This is a genomic window from Desulfovibrio sp. (genome assembly GCF_019422935.1).
In the GTDB taxonomy this organism is placed as follows: Bacteria; Desulfobacterota; Desulfovibrionia; order Desulfovibrionales; family Desulfovibrionaceae; genus Desulfovibrio.
In genome coordinates this window covers 418,010-429,951 of the sequence record NZ_JAHZCJ010000001.1, presented here as the reverse complement: position 1 = coordinate 429,951, position 11,942 = coordinate 418,010, and the positions used below count along the sequence as shown (strand labels likewise).

At 57.2% G+C, this 11,942-nt stretch carries 10 protein-coding genes; 2 read left to right on the top strand and 8 right to left on the bottom strand.

Going from position 1 to position 11,942, the window contains the following annotated elements; translation table 11 throughout:
* Window positions 1-94 precede the first annotated feature (94 nt).
* The 4 genes from QZ383_RS01895 to rplM all read right to left on the bottom strand — a co-directional run bounded on the left by QZ383_RS01895 (window position 95) and on the right by rplM (window position 4,185).
* Window positions 95-1,240 (bottom strand): ABC transporter substrate-binding protein, encoded by a 1,146-nt coding sequence (locus QZ383_RS01895; RefSeq protein ID WP_291442548.1) that lies wholly within the window; start codon window positions 1,238-1,240, stop codon window positions 95-97.
* 117 nt (window positions 1,241-1,357) lie between these two features.
* Window positions 1,358-3,172 (bottom strand): YcaO-like family protein, encoded by a 1,815-nt coding sequence (locus QZ383_RS01890; RefSeq protein ID WP_291442547.1) that lies wholly within the window; start codon window positions 3,170-3,172, stop codon window positions 1,358-1,360.
* 172 nt (window positions 3,173-3,344) lie between these two features.
* Entirely contained in the window at window positions 3,345-3,737 is a 393-nt protein-coding gene (gene rpsI, locus QZ383_RS01885) for a 30S ribosomal protein S9 (RefSeq protein ID WP_192111562.1), read from the bottom strand.
* Between the two features lie 13 nt (window positions 3,738-3,750).
* Window positions 3,751-4,185 carry a 50S ribosomal protein L13 gene (gene rplM / locus QZ383_RS01880; RefSeq protein WP_192111561.1) on the bottom strand — a complete coding sequence of 145 codons (435 nt, stop codon included), beginning with the start codon at window positions 4,183-4,185 and terminating at the stop codon, window positions 3,751-3,753.
* Window positions 4,186-4,554: 369 nt separating this feature from the next.
* Between rplM and QZ383_RS01875 the strand changes: the two genes are divergently transcribed.
* Together QZ383_RS01875 and QZ383_RS01870 are read left to right on the top strand one after the other, a co-directional pair.
* Complete coding sequence (locus QZ383_RS01875) at window positions 4,555-5,793, top strand: HD domain-containing protein (protein ID WP_291442544.1); 1,239 nt, start codon at window positions 4,555-4,557, stop codon at window positions 5,791-5,793.
* Window positions 5,794-5,806: 13 nt separating this feature from the next.
* Entirely contained in the window at window positions 5,807-6,559 is a 753-nt protein-coding gene (locus QZ383_RS01870; RefSeq protein ID WP_291442543.1) for a translation initiation factor 2, read from the top strand.
* A 180-nt stretch (window positions 6,560-6,739) separates the two neighbouring features.
* On the opposite strand, the gene QZ383_RS01865 is transcribed toward QZ383_RS01870, so the two are convergent.
* From QZ383_RS01865 to QZ383_RS01850, 4 genes are all read right to left on the bottom strand, one after another.
* On the bottom strand, window positions 6,740-8,770 hold the full coding sequence (locus tag QZ383_RS01865) for a methyl-accepting chemotaxis protein (RefSeq protein WP_291442542.1): 2,031 nt from the start codon (window positions 8,768-8,770) through the stop codon (window positions 6,740-6,742).
* A gap of 493 nt (window positions 8,771-9,263) precedes the next feature.
* The gene (locus QZ383_RS01860) at window positions 9,264-10,004 is read right to left on the bottom strand and encodes an RNA methyltransferase (protein ID WP_291442540.1); all 741 of its coding nucleotides are present in this window, start codon (window positions 10,002-10,004) and stop codon (window positions 9,264-9,266) included.
* Window positions 10,005-10,011: 7 nt separating this feature from the next.
* On the bottom strand, window positions 10,012-10,620 hold the full coding sequence (locus QZ383_RS01855) for a DUF456 domain-containing protein (RefSeq protein ID WP_291442538.1): 609 nt from the start codon (window positions 10,618-10,620) through the stop codon (window positions 10,012-10,014).
* 18 nt (window positions 10,621-10,638) lie between these two features.
* Window positions 10,639-11,937 (bottom strand): phenylacetate--CoA ligase, encoded by a 1,299-nt coding sequence (locus tag QZ383_RS01850; protein ID WP_291442536.1) that lies wholly within the window; start codon window positions 11,935-11,937, stop codon window positions 10,639-10,641.
* Window positions 11,938-11,942 lie beyond the last annotated feature (5 nt).

Below are 11,942 nucleotides of genomic sequence, written 5' to 3'. Positions count from 1 at the left end.
AAGGCCACACTTGGCCCTTCCGCTCGAACAGCGGCAAAAAAATGAAAAAAGCACCCCGCGGCGAATATCGCCGCGGGGTTGATCTGTTGTTTACTTATTTGGGTGTAACTTCGCCCACGTAAACGCGCTTGCCATCTTTGTATTCAATGATGCCCACGGGCATTTCTGCGTCATGGGTCTTGTTGATGCTCAGCAGGCCCAGTGCGGTGGGCAGATCCTTGGTTTCAGCCAGTGCTTTGGCAATGGCCTTGGGATCAGAAGAGTTGGCGCGCTTGATGGCGTCGAGGATCAGGAAATAGGTGTTGTAGCCAAGAGCGCCGTTAACGTTGGTTTCCTTGTCAGGATAGGCGGCCTTCCAGGCTTCGGTGAAACGCTTGGCAGCGGGGCTCATGTTGGGCATGGCGGGGTCGTAGGGGAAGGTGGTGTGCAGGAAGCCTTCCGCAGCCTTGCCGCCCAGCTTGAGGGTGTCGGGGTTGTCCATGGCGTCCGCGCCCATGAGGCGGAACTTGGCGCCCAGTTCGCGGGCCTGCTTCATGATGATGGCGCCTTCGGCAAAATAGGCGGGCATGAAGACGATGTCAGGCTTTTTGGCGATGAGCTCGGTCAGCTGCGCGGTGAAGTCCTGATCGCCGGAGCTGTACTTGAGAGTAGCCACAACTTCGCCGCCGAGCTTCTTGAAGTCGCGGGTGAAGAAGCTGGAGAGGCCCACGGCGTAGTCGCTGGTCATGTCCATGAGCACGGCGGCCTTGCGGAAGCCGAGGGTTTCATAGGCATAGGTAGCGGCGGCAGCGCCCTGATAAGGATCAATGAAGCAGGCGCGGAAGTAGTACTTCTTGCCCTGGGTCACAAGGGGGTTGGTGCAGGAGGTGCCCACGCCGGGAACAGCGGCCTTTTCAGCCACTTCGGCGCCAGCCATAGCCAGCGAGGAACCATAGGTGCCGATAAGGGCCACGACCTTGTCGCGTTCCACAAGGCGCTTCACGGCGTTGGCGGATTCGACCTTGTCAGACTTGTTGTCAACCACCACCAGTTCAACGGGGCGGTCAAGAACCTTGGGCATTTCCTTATGGGCGAGACGCACGCCCTCAAGTTCGAGCTGGCCGCCAAAGGCATTCTGCCCGGTCAGGGGAAGGTACACGCCGATTTTGATGGGACCGGCATCAGCGGCAAGCGCCTGGCCAGCAACGCCGAAGGTCAGCGCCAGACCAGCCAGCGCGGCAAGAAATTTACCCAGTTTCATCCTAACCCTCCAAAGGTTGTGCGTTCAGAGCGGCCTGTTCACTTATGGGCCGGTCGCTCCCTACTATACCCGAGTTGCCACCGGGCTGCAATTGTAATTAGCCGTACTTACGGCAACTCATAGACAACACGCGGCATAACGCGCAAAAAGGCGCGCGTCCGGCCTTGAGAACCTGTCCCACTCTGCCGTGAGGGCAAGACCGGGAACAATGGCCCTGACCACCGGGATATCAAAATCCTTGCGGGTCAGATCCACATAGAGAGGACTTCTGCCGTGCGCCGACAGCACCGACTCTAACAGGCGGCGATTGGCGCGGGGGGAGGGCAGGCTGTAATCCGGCAAATCCTCTAACACACGAACGGGCAATCCCGCTAGTCCTGAAGCTGAGGGGCGTGGGGGCTTGTTTTGCGCCGTTGAATAGGGCCACGGAGTTTCGGTGAGCGCCGCCAGGGCGGCCCTCGCGCCGCAAAGATTGGCTCCTGTGGCCCGCGCGACAGTTCCGTCGCGCCCGGTGACAAAACACTGATACACAGGCAACCCAAGCTCCGTGGTCAAATCCTGAAACTGCACGCGGATGCCGCAGGCGGCGTAGTCGTCAAGCAGCGACTGAATGAGCTGATCGCGGCTGCGCAGCATAAAGCAACGCGTGCGACTGTAGGGAGTGGTGGCTTCGGCGTCGCGTTCGGCAATTTCCGTAAGGGCGGCAACAACCGCCTCATCCATAATATTGCCCGATGCAAGCCCGGTGGAGCCGCCAGCAATAAACAGGGACTGCTCGTCCAGATTGCAGAACAGAAATACCGACTGCGCAGGCACAAGAACGGTCGCGCCTGATGCGTCCGCAGCAGGGAGCCAGTGCAAGGGAGCATCAGTATAGGGAGCTTCCAGGGGCAGCAGGTTGGGGTCGAGCGCCGCTCTGCCCTGCTCCGCCAGCTCGGAAAAACGCGCAAGCGTCAGGGGCAGTTCTGTTTTGCGGTCAAGGATTGTTCCGGCATTGGCGGCAGTGCCATCCCCCGGCCCAACGCTCACATAAGTGCTGGCGCGTTCCACAATTTCCATGGCGTAGGATGCCCGGGCCGCCGCCAGGGACAGGCCGCGCCCGTAGGCTGTGGCCTTGCCCCGCAAGGTGTGGCGCACAGAACCGCTTGTTACGGCAATATCCACCTGCCATCCGCGCAGCAGCGCAATGGGCGAAAGCGAAGCTTCATGGCGCATTTCAGGGCCATCCACTACGCCGTTTTCCATCAGCGCGTCCACGGCGCGCAGATATGTTTCTTGCGCCGGGGGCCTCTGCCAGGGTTCCCAGGCTTCGGCCTTGAGTTTTTCGTGCTGCCTGGCCAGTGCATCGGCATGTGCCGCCATGCGCCGGGCTGTGACATTGAGCAGTTCCCCGCTGAAAAGGGGGGCTATGCCAGCTTCGTCCGGGCGCGGCAGGGAATGATGTTCGCAGATATTGGCGCGGAACAGGGAACTCCAGGCAGCGGCAATGGCATGATCAGGCAGGGTTGCAGCCCGCAGGTACACTGCGGGGCTGTAAGCTGCCAGCCGCTCTGCGGCATCAGGCGGAAAGGACGTGCAAAAGCCTTGATTCTTCCCAGGCGATTCTGCGCCGAGCAACGTGCACTCAGTCAGCAAGGCCGCCAGCACTGGCCGTGTAAACTTGTTGCTGACAGCGTCATAACTGCTGGCGGCCAAAAGGCTCAGTTCATCGTGCGCCTTGCCAGCGAGTAGCTTTAGCAGATGCAGATGCAGGAAATCGTCCATCGGCGCGGCTTCAAGTCGTTCCAGCGCACGGCCAAAATCCAGATCTTCAGGCGGAACACAGGAAAAATAGCCGGTAGTGGCCTGCGTCTGCTCATGGGTGTAGGCATAATCCAGCATCGGCAACACATCAGATGCGGAAAAAAATTTTGAAGTATTGTCGTTTTCCATGACACCACCACAGATGCGGTACTCCGCAGAGTAGCCGGGATTGGAGCGGGAGCGGCCCGGGCATTCCTACAAAACTGCTCGGGAACTCCGCCAAAAAAAAGCGGGCCGACATGCGACCCGCTCAAAGGCAAAAAGGAAGCCCTCCCATAGAGAGGGCTTCCATAAAGGCATATTAACGCTTGGAGTACTGGTACCGGGCGCGGGCAGCGCGCAGGCCGTACTTTTTACGTTCTTTCTTGCGGGCATCGCGGGTAAGGAAGCCAGCTTTCTTGAGCATGGGGCGCAGGGCCGGGTCAACCAGAAGCAGCGCACGGGAAATACCGTGGCGCACGGCTTCAGCCTGACCAGTAACGCCGCCACCGGCAACGTTCACGCGGATGTCAAACTTGTCGGACAGCTTGGCAAGAACCAGGGGCTGACGGATGATCATCTGCAGGGTCTTGCGAGGAAAATAATCCTCAAAGTTGCGGCCGTTTACCGTGATGCCGCCGGAACCGGCGTAGATGCGGGTACGGGCCGTAGCGGTCTTGCGGCGGCCAGTGCCGTATTCAAATTTCTCGCTCATGGCTCTTTACTCCTTAATGCGGCAGCGTCAGCGGCTGGGGATTCTGGGCCGTATGCGGATGTTCGGTCCCGGCGTAGATCTTCAGTTTCTTCAGCATGGCGCGGCCCAGACGATTCTTGGGCAGCATGCCTCGCACCGCAGCGGTCAGCACGCGGGCGGGCTTGTCGGCCAGCATGTCGCCGAGTTGGGTGGTCTTGAGGCCGCCCACCCAGCCAGAGTGCCGGTAGTACTTTTTGTCAGTCATCTTTTTACCGGTAACTTTAATTTTTTCGCAGTTAACAACCACGATAAAGTCACCGTTATCCATATGGGGAGCGAATTCGGGCTTATGTTTGCCGCGCAGGCGGTGGGCTATCTGGCTGGCCAGACGACCGAGCACCTGATCCTGAGCGTCAACCACGAACCATTCACGGTTGATGTCTTTGGGGGTGGGGCTGAACGTCTTCATCGGAGTGACTCCTCACATCTGCAAATATCAGCGGCCATAACGGCAGCAAAAAGATCCGTTGCGCGATGTGCCGTCGAACGGGATGACGACAATATCGCAGTAAAGGCAGCTTCAATACTATAAACGCCAATAGCTGTCAAGCATTCATCCCCCTTGGGGACGAAAAAAATGACCACTTTGGCGATACACCGCAGCACCAGGATTCGCGAGTTGCATACGCAACCGCTCATCTCAATCGGGGCGCAACCTCACATGCCCTTGGCATATGCGGCTTTTTCCCGGTAACAGCGTTGAAGCTCTTGAGCTTTACCCCACTCCGCCCTATAGTGCAAACTGTTTTTTGCGCAGCCATTTTTGGGGAGACTTTTCATGCCTGTAATTCGCAAGAATCTTCTACAGCTTATTTTTTCCGGCGCGTACCTGTTACGCTGGAATGACAAGCTGCGGCCAGTGGAACTGCTTGAAATTGACAAGCAGGCGCACAAAATGCTCCTGGCCTGCGTGCTCTGGCACGAAAACTCCCGCCACATGACTGACCCGGAGCGCACGGCGCTTGCAACAGAAATCATTGAGGGCGGGCTGTTTGATTATTTCTATCGGCTCATCATCACCGACATCAAGCCTCCCATCTTTTACAAAATCAAGGAAAACCCCGAGCAGTTCCGCCAGCTGACCGAGCACGTGCTCGACAGGCTTGAGCCTTCGCTTGCCCCCCTCGGCCCCTTTTGGGAACGCATGCGTGAGTGGCACACCAGCCCAGATGACGACACCCTTGCGCGCCGCATTCTTACAGCCGCGCACCTCTTTGCCTCGCAGTGGGAGTTCAGGCTCATAGAGCCGCTTAACGCGCCTTTTGATGATGAAATGGGCGACATAGGCCAGTCGTTTCCCGACCGGCTTGATACGTTCACGGATTTGCGCGGCCTTGCCGCCATGCGCAGCCAGGGCACGGCCCTCTCACGCCTTGCCAACCTGTGCGGGCAGTTGCGCTTTCAGGTGCGGTGGACGCAGGCCCCGCGCATTCCGGCCACGTCTGTTCTCGGCCATATGTTTATTGTTGCCAGCTACGCATACTGTTTCAGCCTTGCCGTCGATGCATGCCCAGCGCGCGCCAACAACAACTTTTTCTGCGGATTGTTCCACGATCTGCCGGAAGTGCTCACCCGCGACATCATCTCGCCGGTCAAGCAGTCCATTTCCGACCTGCCAAAAATCATCAAGGAATATGAGGACAAGGAGCTGGAACGTCGCGTGTATGGCCCCTTGCGCGCTGAGGGCTTCACCTCGCTGGTGGAGCGCATTGAATACTACCTTGGCGCGGCTGTCGGTTCAGAATTTCAGGAATGTGTGCGGGAAAACGGCACAGTTCGGGCTGTTGAAGGCTTTCAGGCTCTTGCCGCATGCAACCGGGACGACCTGGACCCCAAGGACGGGCAGCTTGTTAAGGTCTGCGACAATCTGGCGGCCTTTCTGGAGGCGCACAGTTCCATCCGCAACGGTGTGTCCTCCCCCCACCTGCTGGAAGCCCGCGTGCGCCTGCTAAACCGCCTGCGCGAAAGTTCACCCAATGCGCTGGGGCTGGAGGCCCTGCTTGCCGACTTTGATTAACCCACATCCACCTATGAAAATTGCTCCCCCCCCTGCCCGCTTCGCGATTTTTCTGGCCATAGTGGCAACCCTTGCCTGTCTGCTGCCCGCTGTATTGCCGCGCCCATGCAATGCGCTTGCCATTTCCAAAGGGTTGTCCTTTTATGCCAATGACCTGGAATATTATTACCAGAACCGCCGCGCCGAGACGCTGCCAGGCATTTTGCGCACGTTTGATGCGCAAGGAGTGCTGAAAGACAGCCTCAAGCAGATCATGCTGGCAACCTTTCTGGCGCAGGTGCTGCGTGATGATCCGTCTGCCCGGCAACGCCTGTTGCCGCCGCAGCCAGGCCTGAGCCGCGATGGACGGCGCACTCTGGCCTGGATGGCCCATCTTGCGCAATTGCCTGATGAAAAAGAGCTGCTTGCCAGCCTGCTGCAACCGGATGAAAAACTGCTGCTTCAGCAAATTCAGCACAGCCCCGCCCAGTTGATTAACTGGGATATCTATTCGGAAAAATCCGTATTGCAGATGTATTGGGCGGCCTTTATGGCCTCTGGCAGCAATGAATTTCTTGATGCCATTATCCGCGCGGCCCTGCACTACGCCAAGCTGAATTCAGAAGGGCTGCGCAATGACGACACATTTTCCGGCAGCGCAGCGGCGGCGGCCTCACTGTACGACCTCGCCCCAAGGCACCCAGCCGTTCAAGCCCGCCTTGAGCAGTTTCTTAAAAACTGCAACGGGGCAGAAGCTGAAACATTGAAAACAATTCTGCGTAAATAGACCAAGGCGGGAGCAAGTTAACGGGAATATCACATGGGAACCGGGAGGAGGCGACATGCGCTGCAATCCCTTTTTGTCCTGACTCCCGAACCGTGCGGAGGACGCATACCATAACGCATAAAGGCTCTGTTCCTCAGGGAGCAGAGCCTTTATGCGTTATGGCGGTAAGCCGTTGGAGGCTTAGCCCTTCTTCATATGTTCGATAAGATCCATGAGGCTGCGTGCCAGGGCGCGCAGTGATTCCAGTTCCTTCATGGCGACCTGCATGGATTGCGAAGTGCTGGCCGCAATGTGGTTAACATCAGCAACAGACCTGTTGATTTCTTCACTGGTGGCAGACTGCTGCTCACTTGCGGCGGCAATGGCCCGCACTTCATCGGCTGTCTGATCCACCATGCCCACGATTTCTTTCAGGGCTTCGCCAGACTTGTTGGAATACTCCGTGGCTTCAGAAATGTTGCCAACGGCCTTTTCCACCTGCTGAATGCTTTGCCCGGCGCTCTGCTGAATGGCCGCAATGGCATTGCCCACATCGGTGGTGGAGGACATGGTCTTTTCCGCCAGTTTGCGCACTTCATCAGCCACCACGGCAAAACCGCGCCCGGCCTCGCCCGCACGGGCGGCTTCAATGGCCGCGTTCAGGGCCAGCAGGTTGGTCTGATCCGCGATATCGGAAATGACGCCCATGATCTGGCTGATAGCCTTGGCGTGGTCGTCCAGCTGGGTCATGCCGTCCCTGAGGGCCTGCGATTGCCGCTGCACTTCCTGAATACCCACCACGGCTCTGGACACAATCTCGGAACCGACCTCGGCCTTGCGCTTGGCGGCGTTGGAGATGTCAGACGCCCCGCCTGCATTCTTGGCGACTTCAAGCACCGTGGAATTCATTTCTTCCATGGCGGTTGCGGTTTCCGCCAATCGGCTTGCGGCATGGTCAAGAGCACCGCTGGTGTTTTCCACCTGCTCTGAAATATCATTGATGGAGGCGTTCAGCTGCCCCACAACCTCTTCTATCTGCCCGGCAGCGCTGATCATACCCTCGCGTTTGGCCTGCTCCGCTTGCGCCTGGGCAACGCGGGCCTCTTCCATGGCGACCTTGGCCTCTTCACCCATCTTGTGGGCTTCTTCGGCCTTTTCGCTGGCATCACGCACCAGTTTGCGCAGATTATCTTCCATCGTGCGCAAGGAATCAGCCAGTTGGCCCATGTCGTCACGGCTGTATACGTCAAGCTGCGCTTCGTTGTTGCCATCAGCCACAGCCTGCGCATACGCGGTTATTTTACGAATGGGGGCACTGATCTTGATGCCTAAAATCAGGGAAAGAATCAGCTGGAAGACCAGCAGGCCCACGCCAATCCAGATGGAATTGCTTATGGCCACGCGTTCCAGACGCTGCAATTCATCAATGGGCATGCCCACAAACCACATGCCCACGATTTTGTCATTGGCGTCTTTGACCGGCCAGTAGGCAGAATTATAGTCAATACCAAGAATATTGTTATGGGAGTAAACCGTTTCCCCACGCTCAAGCACGGCCTTGAGAATTTCAGGCGATTGCAGCTTGGTGCCGATGGCGCGTTTGCCATCCTGCAAGGTGATGGTTGTCATGACGCGTGTGTCACCCTTGAAAATGGTGACGTTGACGCCAGAAAGCTTTTTGAGCCAATCAAGGTATGCGGGCGTAACAAGCGAGGTACCAATGGACACGCTGCCCACAATCTTGCCATCGTGCATGACAGGAAAGCTTGCGCGGATGGTGAACGGCACCTCTGTGCCAGCCACCACGGCCACGGCGGGCTTGCCTGTAAGGGCAATAACCACAGTCTCCTGATTGGTAACGCTATCGCCGTGCTTTTTGGAATGCCCGCGGCCTATGACTATCCCCTTTTCATCGGTGATGGTCATAAAATCCGACCCGGCCTTTTTCATCAGCACTGAGCCAAGCTTGACCGCCACGTCAGTATTTTTTTCAGCGACAGCCTTGGCAAAATCATCATCTTCAGCAATGAGATCAGCACTTTGCAAAAACTTTTGAGCTGTAGTTTCATTGGCGGAACTGATGACCTGCTGCATCCTTACGATGCCCTTGTTCAGTTCGTCTTCGATCGGAACTTTCATGAAGTAGATTGAGACAAAAAGCACAACGCCACAGCATGTAATCAGCGCGCCGAATAGCGATCCGACATATGTGTGCGCAATAGTCCAACGCATGCCATTCTCCTTGCCAGAAACGTCCACCACAAAATTTACCGTATCATAACGCCATGTGGCTGGTGCATGACCAGCCGCCAACGCTCACCCACAGAGTGCAAAAGCTCTGCACGGGGTTTACGGCCAGCTTCATTAAAGACTAAGTGATCTTCATTCTCCTTAACGGCATGGTTAAAAAAATTAATAGGGTGCAGCTCAAGCTAATTACGAAAAAACGATTTCTTATTCATAAAACAGATAACACAATACATACGGTTATAATATCAGATACTCAAGCATGGTCAATGGGTACAACTTGTTTGTTTGTTGCGTAGAAATAAATTCATGTACAAATTTGGCATGTTATCCTAAAAATCTAGCCCTGATGATTGTGAAATTTTTTTCAATTGGTCATTTTTTAGCGCAAGTGGCGGGCACTGTCGTTTGCCGAAAAAAAATAAAAAAAGTTGCAGGTCAGCAGTACACTCAATAAAAAAAGCCTGCATAAAAAAAATCAGTCTGGCAACTTGTGGCGTACCTGACGGCACAGGCCCATCAGGGCATCATACTCGTGCCGCAACAGTCCTGCCCGACTAATAAGCCTACGCCAAGGCATCAAAAAATAATCACGGTTGTCACCGTGCAGATAATCAAGACGCAGCAACACATCCTTAAGCGATTCCACCAAACGCTCCTGCTCTGCCGCAGTTGCAGCCTTGCCGCCGCGCGGTATTTCTATCTGCCTTTCGCCGTGTTGCAGGGCACGCACGGCGTTGGCGCATGTGTAACTCAGCAGCAACACAGCCTGAGCAAGATTGAGGGAGCTGGCAGCCGGATCCGTAGGGATAGTAACCAACCGGTGGCAGTGCATGATTTCGTCATTGTTGAGGCCCCGGTCTTCCGGGCCAAAAACAAAGGAAACCTTCTCGCCCTTTGCAAGAACGGCAGCGGCCTCGTGCGCGGCCTGCTCCGGCGAGAGCAGAGCCTGACGCCAGCCGCCCACACGCGCGGTGGTGCCAAATACCAGTGCGCTTTGGGCCACGGCCTGCGCTACGTCTTCATGAACTTCCACGGCATCCAGAATATCCTGTCCCTTGGGCGTTGCCAGAGGGCGCGCCTTTTCCCTGTCCCACCGTTCCGGATCGACAAGGCGCAAGGTGGGGCAGCCCATGTTGACGCAGGCGCGGGCAGCCATGCCTATGTTTTCAGGAAAGCGCGTTTTGACCAATACAACTTCAAGACCTTGCAGCAGCATCATAACCTCAACACAGGCCCCGCAGCAGCGTCAACAAGACCTGCGTGGGAGCTTCGGGAGAAAAAGCCGGGGAAAGCTCCGGCGGTAGCTTGGGCCAGATACGCCCGGCAGCCAGAGCCAGCATGGCCCCGCCTGCGCCGCACTTGCACACGGTGCCAAGGAATCGGCCCATCATAGCGCCAAAGGCCGCGTCCAGAGCTTCGCGCAGGGGGCGCCCTTTGAGGTGCTCCACAACAAAACAGCCTGTCCACGCCCCAGCCAGCGCGCCGATAAGCGCCCCAAGCCCAAAAAAGAGCGGCGCAAGCAGAATGGCCCCCGCTATGGCCCCAATCATCCCCGCAAACGTGCCGGAAGAACTGGAGCCATAGCGTTTGGCCTTGAGTATCTGCATGCCCATTTCCAGGGCTTCACCCACAAGGGCTATGCCCACCATCATGATCCAGAACCAGACGTCCATGGAGGCCGCGCCGGGATGCACCACCTTCCACAACGCCACAAGCCCCAGCAGCACCCAGTTGGCGGGCAGCCCAAAAATGTTGAGCAGCAGCACAAAGCACAGCAGCGTTATGAATGCCCCGGCAAGCAATGAAGCCAGGGGAAAAGGCAGAAAATCCATGCGGCCCTCCGGTCGCTGTTAGTCTTTGTTGCGCATATCCTGCAAGCGCACAGCCTTGCCCTCGGTACGCGGCAGGCTGTTGCTTTCCACAAGCTCCACTCTGGGCGTGACGAGGATTTCATCGCGCAGACGCGCGGCAATGGCCTTTTGCAGGTTTTGCAGAACGCGCATGTCTTCGACAAAATGTTCGTCGCGGATTTCGATCTGAACGCGCATGACGTCGCCAAGACCGTCGTTCTCAAGCAGGATCAGGTAGCTCTGGCCCACTTCGGCAAAGGTCATGATGACCTGCTCAATCTGCATGGGGTAAATATTGACGCCCTTGATGATGAACATGTCGTCCGCGCGGCCAAGAATGCGGTCTATGCGGCGGTGTTTGCGGCCACAGGCGCATTCGCCAGGCAAAAAGCGGGTAAGGTCGCGGGTGCGGTAACGCAGAATGGGCATGCCCTGGCGGCACAGGCAGGTCATGACAAGTTCGCCCACTTCGCCCTCGGGCATGGGTTCACCAGTTTCGGGATCGACGATTTCAGGAATATAGGCGTCTTCCCACAGGTGCATGCCCGCCTGATGCAGACATTCAAAGCCCACGCCGGGGCCGTTCATTTCTGAGAGCCCGTAAGAGTTGTAGGCCTTCATGTCAAAAAGGTCTTCAATGCGGCGGCGGAATTCTTCCGTATACGGCTCCGCACCCACAAGGGCGATGCGCAAGGGGAACTGACGCGGGTCTTCACCCATATTACGCAGATGCTCACCCAGAATAAGGGCGTATGAAGGCAGTATGTGGGCCACAGTGGTGCGAAAATCCTTGGCAAGCTTGATCTGGCGACGCGAGTTGCCAGCCCCGGCAGGGATGGTCATGCAGCCCAGACGCTCCGCGCCAAAATGGATGCCAAGGCCGCCCGTGAACAGCCCGTAGCCGGACATGTTCTGAAAAACGTCGTCCCGGCGCACGCCAACCATGTGGATGCTGCGCGCCATGAGGTCGGCCCAGGAATTGATGTCGTTCTGCGTGTGGCAGATGGCCACGGGCGAGCCGGTGGTGCCGCTGGAGCAGTGCATGCGCACGATCTCGGACTGCGGCACGCACAAAAGTCCCGTGGGGTACTGAGAGCGCAGATCCTGCTTTGTGGTAAAGGGGATGCGCCGCAGATCATCGAGACTGCGGATGGAATCCGGCCCAACGCCCGCTTCGTCCAGGCGCTGACGGTAAAAATCGCACTTGCGCGTCTGGGCCACTGTGCTTCTCAGCCGCGAAAGCTGGGTCTGCTCAATCTGATCCCTGCTCCAACACTCCGCCTCATCAAAGAATTCCATGCCGC